General features: G+C 65.8%; 29 protein-coding genes and 1 pseudogene. 19 read left to right on the top strand and 11 right to left on the bottom strand.

Annotated features, from left to right (window positions below; all coding sequences use genetic code 11):
• Window positions 1-166: 166 nt before the first annotated feature.
• The gene (locus U9J23_RS22425; protein ID WP_272265869.1) at window positions 167-940 is read left to right on the top strand and encodes a PASTA domain-containing protein; all 774 of its coding nucleotides are present in this window, start codon (window positions 167-169) and stop codon (window positions 938-940) included.
• On the opposite strand, the gene U9J23_RS22420 is transcribed toward U9J23_RS22425, so the two are convergent.
• The gene (locus U9J23_RS22420; protein WP_272265867.1) at window positions 937-2124 is read right to left on the bottom strand and encodes an NAD(P)/FAD-dependent oxidoreductase; all 1188 of its coding nucleotides are present in this window, start codon (window positions 2122-2124) and stop codon (window positions 937-939) included. The two genes, U9J23_RS22425 and U9J23_RS22420, sit on opposite strands and share 4 nt — an antisense overlap.
• A gap of 101 nt (window positions 2125-2225) precedes the next feature.
• Entirely contained in the window at window positions 2226-3143 is a 918-nt protein-coding gene (locus U9J23_RS22415; protein WP_085470873.1) for an RNA polymerase sigma-70 factor, read from the bottom strand.
• Between the two features lie 1007 nt (window positions 3144-4150).
• Between U9J23_RS22415 and U9J23_RS22410 the strand changes: the two genes are divergently transcribed.
• Window positions 4151-4765: a YdcF family protein gene (locus tag U9J23_RS22410; RefSeq protein WP_085470875.1), complete on the top strand. Its 615-nt coding sequence runs from the start codon at window positions 4151-4153 to the stop codon at window positions 4763-4765.
• Window positions 4766-4777: 12 nt separating this feature from the next.
• On the opposite strand, the gene U9J23_RS22405 is transcribed toward U9J23_RS22410, so the two are convergent.
• Window positions 4778-5290 carry a DinB family protein gene (locus U9J23_RS22405; protein ID WP_272265864.1) on the bottom strand — a complete coding sequence of 171 codons (513 nt, stop codon included), beginning with the start codon at window positions 5288-5290 and terminating at the stop codon, window positions 4778-4780.
• A gap of 98 nt (window positions 5291-5388) precedes the next feature.
• Window positions 5389-6009, bottom strand: a complete 621-nt coding sequence (locus tag U9J23_RS22400) for a class I SAM-dependent methyltransferase (protein WP_159417304.1) — start codon at window positions 6007-6009, stop codon at window positions 5389-5391.
• A 148-nt stretch (window positions 6010-6157) separates the two neighbouring features.
• On the opposite strand from U9J23_RS22400, the gene U9J23_RS22395 reads away from it, so the two are divergent.
• On the top strand, window positions 6158-6634 hold the full coding sequence (locus U9J23_RS22395; protein ID WP_120280660.1) for a hypothetical protein: 477 nt from the start codon (window positions 6158-6160) through the stop codon (window positions 6632-6634).
• Window positions 6635-6636: 2 nt separating this feature from the next.
• Window positions 6637-6834, top strand: a complete 198-nt coding sequence (locus tag U9J23_RS22390; protein WP_272265863.1) for a helix-turn-helix transcriptional regulator — start codon at window positions 6637-6639, stop codon at window positions 6832-6834.
• A 51-nt stretch (window positions 6835-6885) separates the two neighbouring features.
• Here the strand turns inward: U9J23_RS22390 and U9J23_RS22385 are convergent, their stop codons facing one another.
• The 3 genes from U9J23_RS22385 to U9J23_RS22375 form a co-directional block, all read right to left on the bottom strand.
• Window positions 6886-7725, bottom strand: coding sequence for a mycofactocin-coupled SDR family oxidoreductase (locus U9J23_RS22385; RefSeq protein WP_272265862.1), 840 nt, complete (start codon window positions 7723-7725; stop codon window positions 6886-6888).
• 61 nt (window positions 7726-7786) lie between these two features.
• Window positions 7787-9070, bottom strand: a complete 1284-nt coding sequence (locus U9J23_RS22380; protein ID WP_272265861.1) for a cytochrome P450 — start codon at window positions 9068-9070, stop codon at window positions 7787-7789.
• Window positions 9071-9074: 4 nt separating this feature from the next.
• Complete coding sequence (locus tag U9J23_RS22375; RefSeq protein WP_272265860.1) at window positions 9075-9305, bottom strand: ferredoxin; 231 nt, start codon at window positions 9303-9305, stop codon at window positions 9075-9077.
• Window positions 9306-9443: 138 nt separating this feature from the next.
• On the opposite strand from U9J23_RS22375, the gene U9J23_RS22370 reads away from it, so the two are divergent.
• A complete protein-coding gene (locus U9J23_RS22370; protein WP_120280657.1) occupies window positions 9444-10040 on the top strand; it encodes a TetR family transcriptional regulator in 597 nt (198 codons plus the stop codon).
• Window positions 10041-10159: 119 nt separating this feature from the next.
• Complete coding sequence (locus U9J23_RS22365) at window positions 10160-11272, top strand: alpha/beta hydrolase (RefSeq protein ID WP_272265857.1); 1113 nt, start codon at window positions 10160-10162, stop codon at window positions 11270-11272.
• Between the two features lie 33 nt (window positions 11273-11305).
• Here the strand turns inward: U9J23_RS22365 and U9J23_RS22360 are convergent, their stop codons facing one another.
• Together U9J23_RS22360 and U9J23_RS22355 are read right to left on the bottom strand one after the other, a co-directional pair.
• Window positions 11306-11866: a TetR/AcrR family transcriptional regulator gene (locus U9J23_RS22360; RefSeq protein ID WP_159419097.1), complete on the bottom strand. Its 561-nt coding sequence runs from the start codon at window positions 11864-11866 to the stop codon at window positions 11306-11308.
• A 160-nt stretch (window positions 11867-12026) separates the two neighbouring features.
• Window positions 12027-12641, bottom strand: a complete 615-nt coding sequence (locus tag U9J23_RS22355) for a dihydrofolate reductase family protein (RefSeq protein WP_272265855.1) — start codon at window positions 12639-12641, stop codon at window positions 12027-12029.
• Window positions 12642-12772: 131 nt separating this feature from the next.
• Between U9J23_RS22355 and U9J23_RS22350 the strand changes: the two genes are divergently transcribed.
• Window positions 12773-13189 carry a VOC family protein gene (locus U9J23_RS22350; protein ID WP_159417310.1) on the top strand — a complete coding sequence of 139 codons (417 nt, stop codon included), beginning with the start codon at window positions 12773-12775 and terminating at the stop codon, window positions 13187-13189.
• On the opposite strand, the pseudogene U9J23_RS22345 reads toward U9J23_RS22350, so the two are convergent.
• Window positions 13171-14289, bottom strand: a pseudogene (locus tag U9J23_RS22345) (amino acid permease); the annotation flags it as partial. The gene U9J23_RS22350 and the pseudogene U9J23_RS22345 overlap by 19 nt on opposite strands.
• 32 nt (window positions 14290-14321) lie before the next feature.
• On the opposite strand from U9J23_RS22345, the gene U9J23_RS22340 reads away from it, so the two are divergent.
• Complete coding sequence (locus U9J23_RS22340) at window positions 14322-15686, top strand: recombinase family protein (RefSeq protein ID WP_326600569.1); 1365 nt, start codon at window positions 14322-14324, stop codon at window positions 15684-15686.
• Between the two features lie 307 nt (window positions 15687-15993).
• Here U9J23_RS22340 and U9J23_RS22335 read toward each other — a convergent pair whose 3' ends face one another.
• Window positions 15994-16242: a helix-turn-helix transcriptional regulator gene (locus tag U9J23_RS22335; protein ID WP_326600567.1), complete on the bottom strand. Its 249-nt coding sequence runs from the start codon at window positions 16240-16242 to the stop codon at window positions 15994-15996.
• Window positions 16243-16328: 86 nt separating this feature from the next.
• On the opposite strand from U9J23_RS22335, the gene U9J23_RS27785 reads away from it, so the two are divergent.
• The 11 genes from U9J23_RS27785 (at window position 16329) to U9J23_RS22285 (ending at window position 21807) form a co-directional block, all read left to right on the top strand.
• A complete protein-coding gene (locus U9J23_RS27785; protein ID WP_442802261.1) occupies window positions 16329-16634 on the top strand; it encodes a helix-turn-helix domain-containing protein in 306 nt (101 codons plus the stop codon).
• A 161-nt stretch (window positions 16635-16795) separates the two neighbouring features.
• Window positions 16796-17026 (top strand): hypothetical protein, encoded by a 231-nt coding sequence (locus U9J23_RS22330; RefSeq protein ID WP_326600565.1) that lies wholly within the window; start codon window positions 16796-16798, stop codon window positions 17024-17026.
• Between the two features lie 111 nt (window positions 17027-17137).
• Window positions 17138-17443 (top strand): hypothetical protein, encoded by a 306-nt coding sequence (locus U9J23_RS22325; protein ID WP_326600563.1) that lies wholly within the window; start codon window positions 17138-17140, stop codon window positions 17441-17443.
• Window positions 17440-17847, top strand: a complete 408-nt coding sequence (locus U9J23_RS22320; RefSeq protein ID WP_326600561.1) for a hypothetical protein — start codon at window positions 17440-17442, stop codon at window positions 17845-17847. Before U9J23_RS22325 ends, U9J23_RS22320 begins: the two co-directional genes overlap by 4 nt.
• Before the next feature lie 46 nt (window positions 17848-17893).
• Window positions 17894-18187, top strand: a complete 294-nt coding sequence (locus U9J23_RS22315; protein ID WP_326600559.1) for a hypothetical protein — start codon at window positions 17894-17896, stop codon at window positions 18185-18187.
• The gene (locus U9J23_RS22310) at window positions 18184-18516 is read left to right on the top strand and encodes a helix-turn-helix domain-containing protein (protein WP_326600557.1); all 333 of its coding nucleotides are present in this window, start codon (window positions 18184-18186) and stop codon (window positions 18514-18516) included. Before U9J23_RS22315 ends, U9J23_RS22310 begins: the two co-directional genes overlap by 4 nt.
• The gene (locus U9J23_RS22305; RefSeq protein ID WP_326600555.1) at window positions 18513-19364 is read left to right on the top strand and encodes a PD-(D/E)XK nuclease-like domain-containing protein; all 852 of its coding nucleotides are present in this window, start codon (window positions 18513-18515) and stop codon (window positions 19362-19364) included. The genes U9J23_RS22310 and U9J23_RS22305 overlap by 4 nt, the downstream gene beginning before the upstream one ends.
• Window positions 19294-20520, top strand: coding sequence for a hypothetical protein (locus U9J23_RS22300; RefSeq protein WP_326600553.1), 1227 nt, complete (start codon window positions 19294-19296; stop codon window positions 20518-20520). Before U9J23_RS22305 ends, U9J23_RS22300 begins: the two co-directional genes overlap by 71 nt.
• Window positions 20520-20882 carry a hypothetical protein gene (locus U9J23_RS22295; protein ID WP_326600551.1) on the top strand — a complete coding sequence of 121 codons (363 nt, stop codon included), beginning with the start codon at window positions 20520-20522 and terminating at the stop codon, window positions 20880-20882. Before U9J23_RS22300 ends, U9J23_RS22295 begins: the two co-directional genes overlap by 1 nt.
• A complete protein-coding gene (locus tag U9J23_RS22290) occupies window positions 20879-21226 on the top strand; it encodes a DUF7171 family protein (RefSeq protein WP_326600549.1) in 348 nt (115 codons plus the stop codon). Before U9J23_RS22295 ends, U9J23_RS22290 begins: the two co-directional genes overlap by 4 nt.
• Entirely contained in the window at window positions 21226-21807 is a 582-nt protein-coding gene (locus tag U9J23_RS22285; RefSeq protein WP_326600547.1) for a 3'-5' exonuclease, read from the top strand. The genes U9J23_RS22290 and U9J23_RS22285 overlap by 1 nt, the downstream gene beginning before the upstream one ends.
• Window positions 21808-21922: the final 115 nt, after the last annotated feature.

Raw genomic sequence — 21922 nt, 5'->3', positions numbered from 1 at the left:
GGGTGGATCTGCCCCCGGATTCCGGGGCTCAACCCACCGAAATCGACAACTGGGCGTGGTAACGACGAGGGGTGACGCTCCGACACCAGTTCAGGAGGGCATTCAGCGCGTGTGCAGTCGAGAAAGCAGCGGCACACGGGGCCTGGTGTCGGGTTGAAGGAGAAACATGAAGTTCGTCGTCCCCTACCTGCGCGTCGTAGCGGGGATGTTTGCCGCCATCACGCTGTGGCGGGCGATCGTGGAAGTGGTCAACGGCAACGGGGCCGACGCGATCCTGTTCGTCGCATTCGCGGCCGGTCTGGGATATCTCGCGATCGGCAAGCCTCTGCGCGACCGCCGCAAGCGCATCAAGGCTGAGCAGGACGCGATCGCCGCACGAGCGGAAGCCGGCCACCGCGCGTTCCTCGCGGGGGATGTGCACGCCGCGATGGCACCGCCGCCCGAGCCGCCGAGGCCTCCGAGGATCCGCCGCGGGGTGGTCATCGCCGCCGCCGTCGCCGGGCTGATCGTCCTCATGGGAATCATCGGCGACATCTCGGACGGGCTCGACTCGCCGACGAAGGACGACGCGAGTACGACTCCTCGCGCTGCCGCACCGACGACCACCACGCCGTACACGACGTCGGCTGCCACCACGGCGCGGACAGTCGCTCCGGAAACCACTCCCGCGACGAGGATCTCCACCACGCAGGTCGCGGCGGTCGCGTCCACCGCGGTGATGCCGAACGTCGTGTGCATGGATCTCCAAGCGGCACAGGACACCATCCAGGCGGCGGGCGTGTTCTACTCCACGAGCGTCGACGCGACCGGTCAGGGACGCGCGCAGGTATGGGACAGGAACTGGGTCGTCGTCGACCAGACTCCCTCGGTGGGAGCATCGATCGGTGAAGGCGACCCAGTGCTGTCGGTTCTGAAAGAGGGCGAATTCAGCGGGTGTTAGGCCATCGGCTGCTCCGTGCGGGAGAGATCCTCGGTGGTGGCGGTGTTCGACGGATGCCGGCCACCCTTGAGGAACCCCATCGTTCCCGGCCGTAGGGCCTCGACCCGCAGACCCGCCATCGCGGCCTTCAGCCCGAGATCCTTGATCGTCGAGGCGATTCGGCCGGAGTATGCCTGTTCCTTCGGGGTGTCGTCCCGCTCGTGGAACTGGACGACGCCGACGTGTCGGCCCAGGCTCACGCCGACACCGTTGAACCCGAAATCGAGGTTCGCGGGTTCCTCACCGGCGATTCGGCTGAGAACCGTGTCGGCCGCAGCCAGGCCGGTGGGCAGGGCGGACTGGCATGCCATCCGCACCGGCTCTCCCGACGGTGCCGCGCAGTCACCGGCGGCGATCACGCGGTCGTCGTCGATGCTGGTCATCGTTTCGTCGGTGAGGATCCGGCCGAGTTCATCCGTCCTGAAGCCGCTGGAGCGGGCCAGTTCGGGAACGCCGAATCCGGCGGTCCAGACGGTGATCGCACTCTCGAGGACGGTGTCGTCGTCGAGCGTGAAGCCGTCCGGTCCGACGCGGGTGACGCGCGCGTTCTCGATGATCTCGACCTGCAGGTCCGCGAGCCGTTCGTAGGTTGCGGCACGGGCCTTCTCGGACAGCATCGGACCGATGACGCCGCTGCACACGAGGCGCGTGCGACGTCCCTGTTCGGCCAGCTCGCCGGCTGTTTCGAGCCCGGTGAGCCCGGCGCCGACGACCGTGACAACGGCTTCGGGTTCGAGGCTGCTCAGCGCGTACTGCAGGCGTTCGGCATGCTCGAATTCGGCCACCGGGAACGCGAATTCCTCGACGCCAGGAACGGTGGCCCGTCTCGTGGCGGTACTTCCGACGGCGTAGACGAGGTAGTCGTAGCCGACCGTCCCGCCGGATGCGAGACGGATGGTGCGGGTGCCGGGTTCGATGCGGGTCACGGTATCGACCAGAAGGTCGACTCCCTTCGCCAGAAGTTTGCGGTAGTCGCCGGACGCATGGTGGTTGCCGACCGCGAACTGGTGCAACCGGGTTCGCTGGACGAAGTGCGGCCGGGGATTGACGACGGTGACCGCAGCCTTCCTGCTCATGCGGTTGGCGGCGACCGTTCCGGCGTATCCACCGCCGATGACGACGACACGGGGGCGTGTGTTGAACATGGCTTCTCCGATCCGTTCGTTGGCTCTGTGGGGAGCCCTCGTCATCTAGGACCGGACAGCTACGTCGTTTGTGACATACCGCGCCGAACAATCGGGAGGATTCAGGGTCGTTGCAGGTCACGGAGCTTCTGGGCGAGCACCCGCACATCGGCCACTGGCCCCAGGTGGGCGAGCTTGTCCGGGTTGATCATCACCCGGACCGCGCCGATCTTCCCGCCCGCGACGTCGAATGTCATGACCTGCACGATGGCGCCGTCGGCATCCCGCACGATCAGGCCGGGGAGCCTGTTGATCTCGCGGAGTTCGAGCGACATGCCGAGCTGACCCATGGGCGAGACGAACGAGGCCAGCAACCGCATAACCTTCTCGCCCCCGACCACGACCTTGCGGATAGCGGGTGCCTTGCCACCGCTGTCGGCGACGAGCTGCACATCGGCGGCCAGCAGGTCGCGCAGGGCGTCGACGTCGCCGTCCTGGAAGGCCGTGAGGAATCGAGCGGTGAGCTGTTCGTGCGCCTGCGGATCGGTGTCGAACCGCGCCGAACCTTGATCGACGTGGCGCCGTGCCCGCACCGCGAGCTGCCGGCACGCCGCTTCGGAGCGGTCGACGATCTCGGCGATCTCGGAGAAGCCGAATCCGAATGCCTCGCGCAACACGAAGACGGCGCGTTCGAGCGGACTGAGACGTTCGAGCAGCACGAGCACCGCCGTCGAGATCGATTCGCGCAGTTCGGCCGAGCGCGCCGGATCGTCGTAGGGCTCCTCGAGTATCGGTTCCGGCAGCCACTCGCCCATATATCGTTCGCGCCGCGCCCGCGCCGATTCGAGCATGTTGATCGATACCCGGGTGACGACGGTGGACAGGAATGCTCGGGCCGAATCCGGTTCGACGCCGGAGGTTTCGTATCGCACCCAGGTCTCCTGGACCGCGTCCTCGGCTTCGGTCACGCTGCCGAGGATGCGGTAGGCGATGGCGAACAACAGTGGACGCAGGTTCTCGAACTCTTCGACGCCGGTCACGTCGGCCCCTCCCGTAGACCCGTGCTTCGATCACAGCACTCCACCCGGGGTTCGCGCAACGAGGATGAATCCGATCGGGAACGAAGCGGGCGCCCTGCGGGCGGCTGCCCTCGACCGATCGGAGACCCTTCGGGTCCCTGAGTCGTCGTCCCCTTCCCCAAGGCTGCCCGGTCGCCATGCCCCGATAGACCGTCTCGGCCAGCACGGATAGCCCCACGTCGCGGAGGACGTGCGGCTCGCACTGGACCCGGTCGTTCGTGTCGACCCGCACGATCGGGTGCTCCACCACCAGCTGTGGAGACGAGGGATACTGGTGCCCAGTCGGTTTCGAGACAGGGAACGGCCCCGGCTCGCAGCGTCGGCGCGCTGACGTCGGACTGTAGGAGACGAGCGACGAGCTGCGTCGACGCGCCTCGGCTACCGGAACGGCCCTCGCGCGCGACGATGCAGGTGAAACGTCTCGAGCCCTCCGATCACGGTGGATCGGAGGGCTGGGAAGTCAGGACGTCGGGTGTGAACCCGGGGGAGCGGGTGTGCGTCGGCCGGCGCGGACGAATGCGCTCGCGGCTCGTTGCTGGAATACGCCTCTCGAGGGCGTGTGGATAGACTCCACCCTACGGTGCATGACAGCTTCCTTCTGTCGTGTGCCCAGACCCCGGTCCGGTGTTGGCGCACCTGCCGGGGTCGACCTGTATTCAGGTCGGTGGAGGGATGGTCGCACGGGTGTGCGAAGTCGTCAACTCGAACACACGTTCTGCCCGTGCCTTCCCTGGGATCATGGGAAGCGTAGCGATTAATCCGAATAGCGCTTCTTGCAACGGTTGTCGCGCTTGTTTGTGGATAGACCAGTGGTTCGGATGTAAAACTGATTGTCAGCCGTCATCGAATCCGACGCGGCATATGGTGAGACTTCTTCGCGTCGAGCCTCAACTTCCCACAAGTGCGCGTCGAGATGGCACAGTGCGGCACGGCCGACATCCGGGAAGAAGGGGACTCGCGTGGGAGCTGTGCGACGCACGGTGGTGGCGACCGCAGTCGCGGCCACAGCCGCGGTAGGTGTATCGACGGGGCAGGCAGCGGCGACTCCTGCAATCGACACCGTTGTGAACGGTGCACTGTCCGTCACCCCGCTGTGTCAGGGAACCATCGACGCGCTGATCATCGCGTGCACCGAGCTCGAGAAGCTGACACCGCACTTCCCGCTGATGCTCGACCTGAACCCGCGAGGTACGCATCTCGTCGTGCTCGGGGCCGGACTCACCGAGGACGGCAAGATCCGGCCGGTGCTGGAAGAACGGCTCGAAGCGGCTCTTCGTGCAGCGCAACGCTATCCGGAGTCGCCGATCGTCGTCACCGGTGGTGTGCCGCGCAACGGTGTCACCGAAGCGCAGGCCATGAAGGACTGGCTGGTCGCGCGGGGCATTCCGCCCGAACGCATCACCGAGGAATCGGAATCGACCTCCACCGTCGAGAACGCACGCTTCACCAACGATGTTCTGCTCGAACGGCGAGCCACGGGCGCTGTGCTCGTGACGAACCGCGACCACCTCGAACGCGCGATGATCAACTTCCGGCAGGCAGTCGACGCGCGCATTCCGGTCGCGGGTATCGTCGCAGCGTGAGCGCCGGAAGTATCAGTTCAGAGCGTTCGCCTTCCGCGTCAGTACCTGACTGATCTCCGAAGCATTCTTCGCCAGTTCGAAGTTGACCCACCCGGCCACTTCCCACAGGGGTGAAGGTTCGGGCATGAGTCCGACGATCGTCGTCTCGATGTCGGCAGTTTCGAGAAGTGCGGCCCATTCGGTGCGAAGAACCCTGATGCGGTCGGTCGAGCCGGACCACTCGTAGGCGTCCGGCCCGACCGCAGTTCCCCCATTGCATACCGCCACGGTGTTCGTCCACCACCACTCGATGTGCCAGAGGAGCCACGCGATCGTGGGCTCGGGGAGAGCCTCGGCCGTCTCGTCCGGCCAGTCGGCGACGAGACGACCGTCGACCCATCGAACGCCCACGCAGTTCGACGAGGGCTCCCAGTGCACGGCAGCCTCGTCGATCCGCGGCAGGACGTGTTGTTCCGTGAAGAGCCAAACCAGGTCGAGTTGCTTCAACAGCGTGCGCGTGGCGAGTGGCAGGGTGTCCGAGGGCATGCACGCAATCATCGCGGACATAGCGGACACATGCTCGATGTCGACACCGTGTATCTGTCCCCGGAAGTGTGCAAACGTTGCTGTGCAGTTATCCGCCTTTACGCGGCCGGTGTCGCCACTCCCAGCGACAGCGCGCCGAAGAACTTCGGTGTCTTCTCCTCGTAGAAGGTGTCGAGTTCGCGGATCTCGAACCCCGCCCCGCGGATGAGGTCGGCGATCCGTCGTGTCAGATGGCAGCCACCCGCGACGCGCTTCTGGATCGGTTCGAGCCGGTGCTGCCACCGCCGGACGTTCTCGTCCGGGGCGAGTCCGTGTTCGACGAAGTGCAGGGTGCCGCCCGGTGCAAGGACGCGCCGTACCTCGCGCAGAGCCGCGTCGGCATCGGGGATGGTGCACAGCGTCCACGTCGACAGTGCGCTGTCGAAGGTGTTGTCCTCGAACGGGAGTGACTGACCGTCCAGGCCGGATCGTTCGATGTGCACGGGGGAACCGTCGATGCGCGGACGTGCGAGCTTCCATCCGAGGTCCGCGGGTTCGACGGCGCTGACCGACTCGACGGTGGTGGGGTAGTAGGGAACGTTGAGACCGGATCCGAATCCGATCTCGACGACGCGGCCGCTCAGGCCGGCGCACACTCGTTTGCGGTTCGCTTCGGTGAACGACGGTGCACAGGCGATGTTCACCAGTCGCGGTACGACGTGATCGTTGTAGAGGCCCATGGCAGTCCCTTCGCCTCGTGGCGTCTCGATCTGCTCGATCCATCATGACACCTGGCCGGCCGAACGGAACCCCTCGTTCCTGCCGCACCGAACGCACTGTTAAGTTACCTTTACATGTAAAGCGTGCTTTACGGTGAAGGGAGCGGTGATGGACAGCGGAGGTGCCGGATCGGCGGTGGGGCGGAGTAAATGGGGCAAGGTGCGGGTGGGGTCGCGGTGGATCGGCGCGGTACCGCCGGCGATCGCCCTCGGAATCCTGGCCACAGCCGTCCTGGGAGCGGTGGTGGCCGCACTGGGGTTGGTGCCCGACTATCCCGTGGCCGCCGGTGTGGCGGTCGCGCTGGCGACCGCACCCTCACTGTCGGCGCTGGCGTGGGTGCTCCTCGTGGATCGGTCGACCCTCGAAGGTGCCGCGGACCGGCCCGAGGATTCGGTCGAGGCGTCCTGGTACGAGAAAGCCGCCTCGGGCGCTTTCACCGACATCCTTCTCGTCACGGGGCTGGGATGTACCGCTCTGGCGTTCGCTCCGATCGAGGTCGAGGGCCTGCACGCGCTGATGGCGGTCATTCTCGTGGCCTTCGCGTCGTTCGGTGTGCGCTACGCCGTGCAGCGTCGGAAGGGCTGAGGGTGCGCAACTCGCTCGCGGCCCTGCGCGCGGAGAACGGATGGTCGCAGCAGCGGCTCGCCGACGAACTCGGGGTCTCGCGCCAGACGATCATCTCGATCGAGAAGGGACGATTCGACCCGTCGCTTCCACTGGCGTTCCGCATCGCGCGTCTGTTCGGGCGTCGCATCGAGGACATCTTCGTACTCGACGAGGAATAACGGAGTGGCAGAGCGGATTCCCCGACAGAACCCGCTCGGCCACTTGCCCGATCACTTGAGCGTACTACCGGCGTCAACCGTGAGCGTGAGTCCGGTGACGTAACGGGACTCGTCGGACGCCAGGAACAGAACGGCATTACTGATGTCTTCCGGCTCCACCCACCCCACGGGCAGGACGTGCATGAATTGCGTGGCCGCCTTCATGTCCTCCGGACCCGGGTTTTCGAGGTCGGGACGGAACATCTTCATGGCGCCCTCGTTCATGAACATCGGTGTGTTCACGTTGGTGGGGTGCACGGTGTTGACCCGGATGGAGTGCTGCCCCAGTTCGACGGCGAAGGTACGCATCATGCCGACCACACCGTGCTTCGCGGAGATGTACGGACCCATGGTTGGGTAGGCCTTCAGTCCCCCGACCGAACTCGTGAGGACGATCGATCCACCGTTTCCGCCCGCAATCATGTGCGGCACTCCGGCTTTGATCGACTTCCACACACCCGACAGGTTGATGTCGAGCATCTCCTGCCAATCGAACTCGTCGGTCTCGTGCAGCATCGCCCCACCGGTGCCGATTCCGGCGTTGGCGACGATGATGTCGAGACGGTCCAGTTGTTCGACGCCGTTGTCGACGGCGGCCTTCACCGCGTCGAAGTCGCGGACGTCGGCCTCGGCCGTGACGATCCGTCGGTTGAGACTCTTGACGGCTTCGACCGTTTCGGCCATGTCCTCCGGGGTGGACGGTTCGATCTGCGCGTTCTCCCGGATCGGGCCGCAGATGTCGAGTGCGATGATGTCGGCACCCTCCTGCGCCAGCCGGATGGCGTGACTGCGCCCCTGTCCGCGTGCGGCTCCGGTGATGAACGCGACCTTGCCTTCGACTCTTCCTGCCATTGAACACCTCTCACTTCGTGCACCGTCCAGTCGGGCGATGCAGAGCCATGGGATTGCCGGGTTACTGCGTGCTGCGGGTGAACTCGATGTGCAGATCGACGAGCCCGCGCAGGAGGAAGGTGGGTTCGTAGACGAACGCTCGGTCGTCCTCCGGGCCGTGTGCCTGCTCGCTGAGGCGGATGTCTTCCATCCGATCGAGCAGACGGTTGAGGGTGACGTGCCCTTCGATGCGCGCGAGCGGGGCGCCGGCACAGGTGTGCAGGCCGCGGCCGAATGCGATGTGATCGTGCGAGTTCTTCCGATCGAGCCGGAACTCGTTCGGCTCCTCGAACTTACGCGGATCACGGTTCGCGGCGGCGAGACTCAGCATCACGACCGACCCGGCCGGTACCTCGACGTCGCCGATGGTCGTGGTCTTGCGGGCGAGTCGGAAGTCCACCTTCGTGGGACTGTCGAAGCGCAGCGATTCCTCCATGAACGGTTTGATGAGACTGCGGTCCTCACGCAGGATCTTCTGGTACTCGGGGCGTTCGCAGAGCACCCGCAGCGACGAACTGAGGAGTTTCGTCACCGTCTCCTGGCCGGCGGCGAAAAGGAACGTCGCGGGTCGGACGACCTCGAGGAGTTCGGGTATCGAACCGTCCGGATAGGTCGCGGCAGCCAGACCGCTGAGGATGTCGTTGCGGGGTTCGCGACGACGGTCGGCGAGATACTTCTCGAAGCGTCCGTCGAGGAATTCGAGGGGGTTGATCCCGACGGGCTCGTGGTCGAGCGCGCCGACCCGCGTGCCGGGCCGTTCACCGGCGCCGAGTACCCACCGGAACTCCTCGCGGTCCTCCTCCGGAACGCCGAGCAGGTCGGTGATCGCCATGGTAGCGAAGGGCTTTGCATAATCGCCGAGGAACTCGCATCGGCCCTCGCCGATGAATTCGTCGATGACGTCGTCGGCCAGTCCCCAGAGGTACTCCTCGTTCTCCTTCAGCCGTTTCGGGGTGAGGAGTCGTCCGAGCAGTGACCGGGCGCGCGTGTGGTCGGGTGGGTCCATCGTCACCATGTGCTCGAAGATCGGGAACTGGTGACGGTGGGCTTCGATCTGTTCGGTGATGTCGTCGCCTTCGGGTTCGAAGGGCAACGGCGGGAACGGACCTCCGATCGAGTTGACCGCCGACAGTGCCTCGCTGTTCTTGAACCCCTCGACCACCTCCTGATAGCCGGTGACCACCACGACCCCGTGGTGAGGTTCCCGATACACCGGATTGCGACTGCGCACGTGGTCGAAGTACTCGAACGGACTCTGGGCGATCTCTCCGTCGGTGAAGTAGTCGGAGGATGCAAGGTCGGTCATCGGATCACGGACCTTTCGGGGAGGAGGGGAGGTTCTCGACGATGCCGATGGCCTGCCGAGGGCAGGCGCTGGCGGCGGAATAGGCCTTGGGCCAGAGGCTTTCCGGAGGGTTCTCGTCGCAGGTCGCGATGTCGTCGTCGGGGAGATCGAAGATCTCGGGTGCGATCTCGATGCACAACGCGTGTGCTTCGCACAGGTCTCGATCGATGTGCAGACGCTTCGGTGATCCCGTCATCGGCGCTCCAGGAGGGGGATGTGGGTTCGAACGGTGACGGTGTGGCCGGGCTGGGTGACCGCCACCGGGGTAGGGTGTAACCGTGTTACCTAGGTCACGATAACGTGGTTACCGTTTGACGGCAAGGATGTTTTCACGATGGGTGTTATCGCTATCCCGAATGGGCCGGACGAGGCGCGATCACGCCTGCTCGAGACCGTGATCGAACTCCTGGAGGAAGGTGGCTACGACGCCGTCCAGCTGCGCGAGGTCGCGCGCCGGACGCGCATGTCGCTGTCCACCGTCTACAAACGGTTCGCGACACGCGAGGAACTGATCCTCGCCGCCATCGAGCACTGGATGAAGGAGAACCACGCCGGTCTCGTCGAGCAGCCGCGCGCGCCGGGTGAGCGCTTGCATCCGGCGATGATGCGCGTCATCCGAGCCATCTTCGAACCGTGGGAGAAGAACCCCGCGATGCTCCTCGCCTACTTCAGGGTGAGAACGGCACCCGGTTGGGAAGGTCTGCACATGCGAGGCTTCGACGAAGTGATTCCCGTCGGAATGGCCGTTCTGGAGGATGTCGACCCGGTCTTCGTCGAGGAGTCGATGTCGATCCTGTCGAGCGTCGTTTTCGGACTCGTCGGCCGCTGCCTCGAAGGGCAGATCGAACTCGCCGAGATCATGCCGACGATCGATCGCGCGGTGTACTGGCTGACCACGGGGTACGAGGCCACGCAACGCCAGGGTGCCTGACTGCGGACTCGTACCCCTGTCGTCTCTTGACCGGCATCCAAGACGCCTTTATCGTCATCGTGACGCCTTCTTGAATGGCGTCCAAGAAATGTGGTGGAGAAGCGGGGAGGGCGCACGTCATGGAAATCGGTGGGTCTGCCGAGCGGCACGAGGCCGTAGCGGTGCAGCGGCGCGAGGTCTCGTTCGTCTCCGGCCGGGACGAGTGCGCGGCATGGCTGTACACCGCACCCGATCTGAACGGTCCGCGCCCGATGGTGATCATGGGGCACGGGCTCGGGGCGGTGCGGGAGATGCGCTTGGATGCCTACGCGGAACGGTTCGCCGCCGCGGGGTGGTCGGTGCTGGTGTTCGACTACCGTCATCTCGGGGCCAGCGGCGGGGCGCCGCGCCAGATCCTCGACATCGGCCGGCAACGCGCCGATTGGCGCGCCGCCCTGGCCTTCGTGCGCACACTCCCGGAGGTCGATGTCAACCGGATTGCCTTGTGGGGCAGCTCGTTCGGTGGAGGTCATGTCCTTCAGGTCGCCTCCGAGGGCACCCGTATCGCGGCGGTCGTGGCGCAGTGTCCCTTCACCGACGGTCCGGCGTCGTTGCGCGCGCGGATACGGACCGGCCCGCTGAGCGTGGTGGCACTGACAGTGGCGGGCATCCTCGACACGGTCGGGTCGTGGTTCGGTGCGAAGCCGATTTTGTTGCCGATGGCGGGGACGTCCTGGATGCCGGCGTTCGTGGCCTCGCCCGACGCCCTCGCCGGCGCTTCCGCACTCCTGCCTGCGGGGACCCGGCTCTCGCGGCGCACCAGCACGGTGTTGACGCGGCTTCCGTCGGTGCGGGCTCAGCTGTCGAAGAACATCGAGCTGACAGAGATCGACGGTAAGGAAGAACCCGAGACCGGAGCCGGCCGCGACAGCATCTGGGGTGTACTGCGCGGTCCGAACGGCGAATTCGAGGCTGCCAACGCCCTCGCTGCCCGGTTGGCACTGCGTCTTCCGCTCGATCGACCCGGTCGCGCGCTGGCTCGTTTCAGCACTCCGACGTTGCTGTGTGTCTGCGACAACGACGCGGCCGCGCCCTCGAAGACCACGAAGCGTCACGCACAGGGCCTGGCGCACGTGCAGGTTCAGAGCTACGTGTGCGACCACTTCGACATCTACGTCGGTGAACACTTCGAACGTGCTGTGTGTGACCAAATCTCTTTCCTGGAAAGGCAATTCGGCCACACCGCACAGTAGGTCGCTCCGAGTTCGCGGTCGAAGGCCGGGGGCTCAGCCGGTGGCTGCGGCACGACTGCGAGCGCCGTTGAGCAACGTCTCGATCACCGCGCGCCGCTGAGCCTGATCCGTCGGGTGCATCAGCAAGCCCTCGACCACGAAAACGCCGATCGCTACCAGCGGATCGACTTCGTCTGCGGGCACACCGAGCTCGATCAGCTCTGCCCGGAACAACCCTTCGGCCAGCGTGTGGAACTGCTCGTGCCATTGCTGAACGGACGCGGACTTCTCGGCGCGTGTGTGCACCGTGCTCACCAACCGCCCCAGCTGTTCCAATTCTTCGACCAACCACAAGAGTCGGTCCGCCAGCCCCGAGCCCAGCATCTTGCTGTAGGAGGCCATCGAGTCGGCCAGAACCGCATCCAGGACCGCGATCAATATCGAGTCCTTGTCCTGGAAGTACCAGTACAGCGTGTTCGACACGACTCCGGCGTCACGGGCGATCCGCGTCATCGATGCCGCGTCGTATCCTTCCTCGACGAACAACCGCCGGGCGGCTGCCACGATCTCTGCGCGTTTCTCTTCCCGATCCTGCGGACGTCTGTTGCGGGGCATCTCCAGTCCTGACCTAGTTCCCGCCCCGATGCTATCTTGGCCGTCCCCCAAGAGCGGGTTTCGGTCGACCGTTCGGAACGAGGTCCGTAGTCGTCTCGAACAGATGATGCGGCAGGCGAGTTCGAGCAGCCCCTCGGTACAGATCGGTTCGTACTTCGGGTCACTCGACTTCGGCGAGTCCGTACTCGGGTCGTCCTACCGGCCGGTACACGGTGATGGCGATACCGGACGAGGTGGTGCGCGATTCGACGAGATCGAACTTCGTGTCGCGACCCCCGGTGGGGAACAGTCGCCGCCCCTGACCGAGGACGACCGGGAACGTGATGAGGCGGTACTCGTCCACGAGGTCGTGTTCGAAGAGGGTGTGGACCAGACGGATGCTGCCGTGCACCTGCAGTTCGCGTCCCGGCTGCTTCTTCAGTTCCGCGACCGCAGTGGGCACGTCGCCGTCGAGGACGGTCGTGTTCTGCCACTCGGGGTCGGTGAGCGTCGTGGAGGCGACGTACTTCGGGAGGGTGTTGAGTGCACGGGCGACCGGATCGTCGGGATCGGTCGAGTTCGGCCACGACGCAGCGAAGACGTCGTAGGTCTTCCCGCCCAGCAGGAACGCATCGACCTTCGAGAACACCTCGTCGATGAACGTGCCGGTGCCCTCGTCGAACAGCGGCACCACCCAACCGCCGCGTTCGAAGCCGTCGCTGCGGTCCTCATCGGGGCCGCCCGGTCCCTGGGCCACACCGTCGGCCGATACGAAGGTTGTCACCGTGAGCTTCATCGTCGTCCCCTTTCGAAGGTTGTCGCCGAATACAGACCCGGGAAGCGCGGAAAATTCATCGCTTGCATCCCTCCGGCACGGAAGGTATCTCTGGACGCAGCGTCGCGTGTCGATGACGGACTGCGTCAGGCATGGAGGCGCGGGACCACAAGGAGTTCTCCTTGAGTATTGCGTTCAACCACACCATCGTCGCGGCCGACGACAAGCAGCATTCGGCCTACTTCCTCACCACCCTGTTCGGGCTGCCCGACCCGGTGCCCGCCGGGCACTTCCTCGCCGTCGAACTCGCCAACGGCGTCACCCTCGATTTCGCCGAACCGCCACCGGACGTGGAGTATCCGCCGCAGCACTACGCATTCCTGGTGTCGGAGGACGAATTCGACGAGATCTATGCCCGGATCCTCGAGCAGAAGATCGAACACTGGGCCGACCCCCGGCAGTCGGCGCACGGCATCAACAGGAACGACGGGGGTCGAGGAACCTACTTCCTCGACCCCGCCGGTCACTTCATGGAGATAATCACGCGTCCCTACGGTTGGCGTCCCTGAACCGTCTCCGCTCGAGCCGTCTCGGCCGCAGCGCGTCGCCGTGCCAGCACCGTGCAGGTACCGGCGATCGCTGCGGTCAACGCGCCGGTCGCGAGCAGCTGCGTGCGGGCAGCGGCGTCGAACAGGGCGAGCACCGCGATGCCGGCGAGCAGACCGAGTGTCGCGTACGACAGGTACGGAAAGCCCCACATCTTCAGCGGCAGTGCATCCTCGGTGCCGTTGCGGCGTGCGCGACGACGGAGCACGAGGTGCGAGACCGCGACGAACGTCCACAGCACCAGGATCGTGGAGCCGACGGCGTTGAGCAGCAGGGGCAGCACACGGTCGGGGTAGAGATAGTTCAGCCCGACCGTGACGAAGCCGAACGCCACCGAGGCGAGCACCGCATTGCGGGGAACGCCGTTGGACGACAGTCGCCCGAAGACGGGGTGCGCGGATCCGCGGTGCGACAGCGAGAAGATCATCCGGGAAGCGCTGAACAGCATCGCGTTGAGCGACGAGAGCAGTGCGACCACGACGATCACGGTCATCACGGCGGCTGCGCCCGGGACGGCCCCGGCCTGCAGCACGGCGACGAACGGACCGGTCGCGAGATCCTCGGAGGTCCACGGCAGGATCGTCACCATCACGAGCACCGACCCGATGTAGAACACGAGGATGCGCCACACCAGGGTGCGCACCGCGCGGCCCACGTTACGCCGCGGATCGGCGGTCTCCGCGGCGGCGATCGCGATGATCTCGGTGCCACCGAACGCGAAGACGACGATGAGCAGGCCGGCGGCGATACCGGCGATGCCGGTGGGGGCGAATCCGCCGTGCGCCGTGAGATTGGAGAAGCCGGTCGTCTCGAAGGTGGGCATCCACCCGGCGATCATCGCGACACCGATCACCAGGAACCCGAGGATCGCGGCGATCTTGATTGCGGCGAACCAGAATTCGACCTCGCCGAAGCGGCGCACCCCGACGAGGTTCACGCCCGTCAGCGCGATCATGTAGAACAGCGCGGACGCCCACTGGGGGATCCCGGGCAGTGCCACCGCGGTGATCGCGGCAGCGCCGGTGGCCTCCGCGGCGATCACGATGATGACCTGGACCCAGTATCCGGTGCGTAACCCGTGCTTAAATTGTGACCATGCGCGCACTGATTTACGCCCGGATCTCCAACGATCGGGAGGGAGCCGGGCTCGGAGTCGACCGGCAGATCGAAGACTGTCGGGAGCTCGCCGGCCGGCTCGGATGGAACGTCGCCGGCGTGCTCTCCGACAATGACATATCCGCCTACTCCGGGAAACCGCGGCCGGCATATCGGGAGCTGCTCGACGCGCTCCGCGACGGACGCGCGAACGCCGTGATCGCGTGGCACTCCGACCGGCTCCACCGATCGAACGTCGAGCTCGAGGAGTTCATCGAAGTATGTGAGAAGAACGCCGTCGCCGTCGAGACCGTGAAGGCCGGGAAGATCGATCTCTCGACACCGACCGGGCGCATGATCGCGCGAATCGTCGGCGCCGTCGCTCGGCACGAAGTCGAGCACGCGAAGCAGCGAGTCGTGGCCGCGCAGGAGCAGGCGGCACGCGACGGGAAGCCTCACGGTCCGGTCCCGTTCGGATACATGACGATTCGCGACGACTCCGGGCGCGAGCTCTCCCGCGTCCCGCATCCGACCGAAGCGCAGTACGTCCGCGAAGCGATCGATCGGGTGCTCGCCGGCGAATCTCTGTACTCGATCCGGATGGATTGGACGAAGCGCGGGATCACGCCGCGCTCCGGGCGTCCGTGGAGCCCGCATACCTTCCGTCAGATGCTGATCCGGCCGGTCTACGCCGGACTTCGTTCCCATAAGGGCGTGACGACACAGGGAACGTGGGAGCCGCTTATCTCGCTCGAGGATCACCACCGTCTCGTCTCGCTGCTCACGGCGCCGTCGCGCGTCAGTCACCGCGGCACCGAACCGAAGTACCTTCTCACCGGGATTGCGAAGTGTGGAGTCTGTGGTAGCCCGATGTGGCGGCTCAAGCGGAAGAGCGGCGGGCTCGGGAATTACACATGTACCGAGAACCGTTGCACGGCTCGCGTGATCGAGCGCGTCGACGAGCACGTCGAAGAGGCGGTCCTCCGCTGGCTCGAGTCGTCGTCGAGCGTCGACGAGCTCGGCGATCCGGACGCGGCGAAGGCACTCGCGGAGGCTCGGGAGCTCCGGGCCCGGCTCGACGGCTTCGTCGAAGACGCGATCGCCGGGAAGCTCGATCGGGAGACGCTCTCACTGATGGAGTCGAAGACGCTCCCGCGGATCCGGGAGCTCGAGAAGAGAGCGCAGCAGAGCGGCCCGCACCCGATCGTCCGGGAGCTGCTCGGCGTGGAGGCTCGAGTTCACTGGTCGCTGCTCTCGCTCGCCGACCGGCGGGCCGTGATTCGTCACATAGCGAAGATTACGATCTTCCCGGCACGCAGGGGAAACAAGTTCGATCCGGAGACAATTCGTGTCGATTGGGTGTGATCGGGACTTAAGTCCGCGGGAAGACTACCCGAACGGGCAGGTAACAAAGCCTAGTTGACGGACGAAAGTATTCGCGCGTAAGTCCTAGCTTGGGGAGGTTGCACAATGCCGTGCCGTCCGTTTGTCGAGTCGCTCGAAGTGAGTCTTCCGTCGTTGTGTGTGTCGTGCGAGTACGCGCACAACGACGGAGGCGGTCCTCGAGCGTGCTCGGGTATCACGGCGACGGATCTCGCGCTCACGCTCGCCGGAGCGCGATAGTCGACAGGGAGAAAGACGGGCCCGACACACAGCGTGTCGGGCCCGTCTTCTATTGGGCGACGGCGTCGCTCGCAGCTTGCAGCAGCTCGGCCGGAGCGGTCTCGAGCGCGGCGGCGATCGCCACTAGTTGCGGAATGTCCATATCGCGCTCGGCGTTCTCAATCCGGCCGATCGTCGACCGGCTTAGGCCGGAAGCGGAGACTAAGTCTCCCTGAGACATTCGTTTGTACGCGCGTCGAGCGCGGATCTCGTTCGCGAGCGATTCGCGCATCGCCTGGCGGGTGTCGAATGTGTCCATGCGGCGTACTTTAGCGTCCGAGTTGACACACTTCTAGCCATTCGACCACTCAACACCTGAATGTGACCTGATTCTTACCTGCCCGAATGGGTAGGTTGCCATGCGTCCAATCGGAGGCTAATTTAATCCGCATGGACCACTTCCACCCCAAAATGGACACAGCCGACGGCTGTTCGGAAGTCATAGATCCCGAAGCTGTGGCACGTCGAGTCCGAGCCGTCATAGCGCAACGCGGCACCACAACAGCAGCCGTTGCCCGCGCTCTGAGCGTCCCGTACTCGACAGCACACCGACGGATCAACGGGAAGCGCGAACTCACCGCTACCGACGTAGGGCTTCTATCCCGGATGCTCGGCGTCCCGGTCGACGAATTGCTCTTCGGCCGTGAGTAAGACGTTCTCTCCGGAGTCGGAGGCGTGGCTCGAGGAAACGCTCTCCCGACGCAAGCCTCCGACCGTCGCACAGCTCGACGCGATCAAGCCGATCTTCCGACGCGCTGCTCGATCACTTCACTCCCAGGACGAAGCAGCCTAAGCGAGAAAGAGACTCCCGCATGACGAACACAGCTCCGGCACAGCAGCCCGCGGACATTGCGGCCGCGGTCGGCGTCGCTCGATTCTTCCGAGCGGCCGCGGATCGGATCAAGGCTCACGACGAGTTCTCCGAGCGGATCACGGCGGCGAAACGCCGGCTCGCCGATCTCGATCCCGTCGAGAACACGCGCGAATGGTCGGAAGCTGTGGTCGAGCTCGTCGAGCTCGTCGTCGAATACCGCTCTCGCTGAAAGTCTTCCCGGCGACGGCTCCGATCGTGTGCGGAGTCCTGATAAACCCGTTCACGCCGTCGCCGGGATCCCTTCTCTCCCTTCCCTTCTCTCACGAATAGAGGCTCTCCCATGACTGCATCGCTTCCCGTCTTCGAGGACACGCTCGCCGACTTTTGGCCGATCCGGAACGGCGAGTTCGTTCGCTCGCTCGCAGCGGATCTCGACCTCGAGCCCGTCCGCGTGATCGACGTCGAGACGGAGACCGTTCCCGCTCGTCTCCCGGCGATCGTCGAGCACGTCGAGCCCGGCGACTCCCGCGTCGTCGAGCTCGCTCCGGAGGCTCCGCGCGAGCGGCTCAACACGACGACGCGGATCCTTCTCGGCGTCTTCACTCTCGCGCTGGCGTTCGTGATGTGGGTCGGGATCCTGCCGTGAGCGCGAAGTACACCGATCCGAACGATCCGCGGGCGATGACGCTTCTCATGCAGACCGCGGAGATCCCGGATTGGCTCGCAGACAAAGCTCGTCGCACGGTCGCGCACAACGCGAAGGATCGCGGCGATTGCGAGCAGCTTCTCCGGATGCTCGGTCTCGTCGAGCCGCCGGCGCCCGTCTCTCCGGAGGCGGGCCCGGCGCCCGGCGTCGCCGTGCAGCAAGCGGCCGCGACGGAGTGGATCAACACGCCGGACGGACGCTTCCGGAAGTGTGCCGGCGAATGCGGTCGAGCCGTCCGGCGGAAGTCGGATCCGACGTCTCCGCACGCGCTCCGCGTCGAAGCGTTCGACATGTGCCGGACGTGCTACATCCGTTCACGCCGTGAGAGCACGAAACAGAAGTAACTCTCTCCCAACGATTTCTATCCATCGATTCCCGGAAGGTGCTCCCGTGAGCTCACCTCGAGACGCAGCCGACGCGCTGCTCGAAACCTTGCAAGAGAACCCGCTCGACGGCTTCGAGCCGTGGCGCGAAGTGGGACCGAAAGAGTGGGTCTATCACGCGAAGAACAGCACGACCGCGACCGCGTACCTCGAGATCGTCGATCCCCGCGAAGGCGACGTCGAGATGATTCACGCCGTCGCCGATCGCGCTCCGGTCGAGCGTCCCGTCTTCGACGACGGAGCAGCCGCGGATCGCGCTCGCGAGATCGAACTCGATCGGGAGTTGGGAGTCACGCCGTGAGCCCGCGACCGCACGGAGTCGGCGCCGTCGGCGACCGCACGCGCGAGAACATTCGCTTCGTCCGGACGCTCCGGCGTTACACGCTCGAGGATCTCTCCGATCGGCTCACGCTCTTCGACCGGCCGCTCTCCGAGCAGGTGATCGGCGATATCGAGCGCGGACGCCGGCGTATCGACGTCGACGATCTCGTCGCGATCGCGGAGGCTCTCGGCGTCTCTCCGTCCGCGCTGCTCGGCACGAACTCCGTACTCGACGTCTTCCGCGACGCCGTCGACTACGGGATGGTCGAAGGCGCACGGCGGATCCGGAAGAACGGAGTCCGCTCGTGAGCGACGTCGTCGACGCTCCCGGTCTGTATCTCGACGTCCCGGAGGCGATCTATCACGGCGACCGCGGCACGCTCTCGCAGTCCGGAGCAAAGAAGTTGCTTCCGCCGTCGTGCCCGGCGATCTTCCACTACGAGCGCGAGCATCCGCCGGCACCGAAGGACGTCTTCGATATCGGCTCCGCAGCTCACGCGCTCGTGCTCGGAGTCGGAGATCCGATCGCACGGCTCGACTTCGACGATTGGAAGACGAAGGCCGCGCGGGAAGCTCGCGACGAAGCTCGAGCGGAGGGGAAGACGCCGCTTCTCGCGAAGGACTACGAGACCGTTCACGCAATGGCCGCGGCGCTCCGGAAGCATCCGCTCGCCGCGACACTGTTCGCCGACGGACGTCCGGAGGTCTCGGCGTTCTGGACGGACGCGGAGACCGGAGTCGGCCGGCGGGCCCGCTTCGACTGGCTCCCGAACGCCGATCCGCGTCGGCGTCGCGTGATTCCGGACTACAAGACGACGAGCGACGCGAACCCGTCGAAGTTCGCGAAGTCCGCGGCCGACTTCGGTTACTACATGCAAGCACCGTGGTATCTCGACGCGATCGCGGCGACCGAAGGGGACACCGAAGCGGCGTTCCTGTTCGTCGTGCAGTCGAAGACGCCGCCGTACCTCGTGAGTGTCGTCGAGCTCGATCACGACGCGCTCATGCTCGGGCACCGGCTCAACCGTCGCGCGCTTGAGATCTACGCGGAATGCGAATCGTCCGGCGTATGGCCGGGATACGGCGATGACGTGCATTACGTCTCGCTTCCCTCATGGGTTCACTACGAGAAAGAGGAGCTTCTCCGAAGTGTCTAGTCGATACCAGCAGATTGCAGCACCGGCGGCGAATCGTCCGGCCGTCTCGCAGGCGACCGCGATCGAACAGTCGCGCGCTGTGGCCGAAGTCCAGGCGTCCGTGCTCGTCGCGCAGCAGAACCGCCGGAACCGGGCGATCGCCGTCTCCGAAATGGAGGAGTCGACGCGGCAGAAAGCCGTGGCGGAGCGCGCATTCTTCCGATTCCCTCGCGCCGGCGGCGCCGTCTCCGGTCCGTCGATCCACCTCGCGCGTGAGCTCGCTCGTTGCTGGGGGAACATTCAGTTCGGCGTAACCGAGCTCCGCCGCGATGACGTCAAGGGTGAGTCCGAAATGCAGGCGTACGCGTGGGATCTCGAGACGAACGCGCGCACGGCGACGACGTTCATCGTTCCCCACAAGCGCGACACGAGTCAGGGCACGAGAGAGCTCGTCGACATGCGCGATATCTACGAGAACAACGCGAACAACGGCGCCCGTCGTCTCCGTGAGGCGATCTTCACGATCCTTCCCGGATGGTTCGTCGAAGCGGCGCAGGAGAACTGTCGCCGGACGCTCGAGAGCGACGGCGGATCGACGGTCCCGCTCCCGCAGCGCATCGCGAAGAGTATCGCGGCCTTCGCGCAGATCGGCGTCACGCTCGGACAGCTCGAAACGAAGCTCGGGCGGAAGTCGGAGGAGTGGACGGAAGCGGATCTCTCGGAGCTGACGATCTCGTTCCGGTCGATCAAGTCCGGCGACATTGCTCGCGACGACGAGTTTCCGCCGACGCGCGTCACGGCGGGCGAGCTCACCGCGAAGCCGGAGTCGGAGCCGGAGCCGGCGAAGCCGAAGACGCGGACGAAGCCGAAGCCGGCGGCCGCGGAGCCGGAGCAGGAGCCGGCACCGGCCGGCGACGGGATGGACGCGTTCACGCCGGCACCGGCACGTCTCACGGCGAAGCTCGGGAAGGCGTTCATCGCGAAGGGAATCGAGCGCGGCGAAGTCGCGGCGTTCCTCACGGCTCGCGTCGGCCGGCCGGTCCGCGGCGCGAACGAGCTCTCCGTCGCCGAAGTCGAGTCCGTGCTCGTCTTCCTCGAGACCGGCGAGGAGCCCGTCGAGAAAGCCTCCGAGCCCGAAGCCGAACAGCTCTCGATCACCGAAGGGACCGAACAGTAATGGCTACTCCGAACGATCTCCCGAAGCGCGCTCCGCGTCGGCGTGAGTCGCGGCCGCGCGATCCGCAGAGTCGCACGTTCGCGCGTGCCGAACGTCGACGCCGGCGTTCGATTGTGGCGCAGCTCGAAGCCGTGAAGCTGCTCCACGCGACCGCACCGGACGGCTCGTGCGCGCACTGTGGCGTGCCGGCGCCGTGCCCGGACGAGCAGGTCTGGCGGCTCGCCGCGTCCGCTGCTCGAGCTCCGTTGCATTCCCGGCTCGACGGCGCGGAGCTCGTCGACTCCGCGATCCGCTCGCTTCACAGGACACCCGTCGACGTTCCGAAGTTCGCTCTCCCCAACACGAAGGATTCCCAGAAATGACGAAGCCGCTCATCGAAGCATCCCGCGTCCGCTTCTCCGGTCTGTCGACCGAAGCATTCGAGGAGCCGCCGATCGGCGATACCCGCGTGTTCACGGTCCGCGCGACCTGTACCGCGATCACCGAGCAGGACATGAAGAGCGAAGGCACCCGCCGGACGGCGACGATGAAGATCGTCGAGGTCCGCGAAGGCGTCGATCCGAAGATCGGCGAAGACGACGACGCGGAGCCGCAGCTCGACTTCTCCGATCCGGAGCCGGCGAGCAGCGAGCCGGAGTCGATCGGCGAAGTGATCTCCGGGATCAAGTTCGACGGCGGTCCCGTCTTCTCGGGCGGTGGCAACTAGTGGCGCGGCGGAAGACGATCGTCGTCGACCTCGAGACGACGAATCTCGATTGGACGATCGCCGGCGTGCTCGAAGTCGGAGCCGTGAACCTCGAGACGGGAGAGACGCTCGCGTTCGCTCCGTACGTCTTCCCGCACGCGCTCGCGACGGCGGATCCGGAGTCGTTCGCCGTGAACCGCTACTTCGAGCGTCGCGTCTTCGAGCGGGCTCTCGACAAGCCGGGAACGGCGGACGCGTACGGGAAGCTCGCGGAGTGGCTCGACGGAGCGACGCTCGCCGGCTCCAATCCGCGCTATGACGCTTACTGCCTGTCGACGGCGTTCACGGCGTTCGACTACGGGCTCCCGCGCGAGCCGTGGCATCACCGTCTCGCGGATCTCGCCGCGTATACCGCCGGCGCGCTCGGGATCGCTCCGGGCGAGCTTCCCGGTCTCGCGGAATGCTGCTCGCTGCTCGGCGTCCCGTACGACACGGCGCAGGCTCACGGCGCGCTCTACGACGCGACCGTAACCGCGGATTGCTTCCGGAAGCTCGCGAAGACCGCGGGAGAGCGTTACGCGGCGCACTACTCGAACGCGTGACTCCCACTCCCACCGGGCCCGCCGTCGCTACGGCGGCGGGCCCGTTCCCGTGCCCGGTGTGCCGGCGGCCGGTCTCGCTCCGGCCGTCCGGCCGCGTACGGACTCACCCGGACAC

Source organism: Rhodococcus sp. PD04 (genome assembly GCF_035918275.1).
Classification (GTDB): Bacteria; Actinomycetota; Actinomycetes; order Mycobacteriales; family Mycobacteriaceae; genus Rhodococcus; species Rhodococcus rhodochrous.
This window is presented reverse-complemented; position numbering and strand designations above follow the sequence as displayed.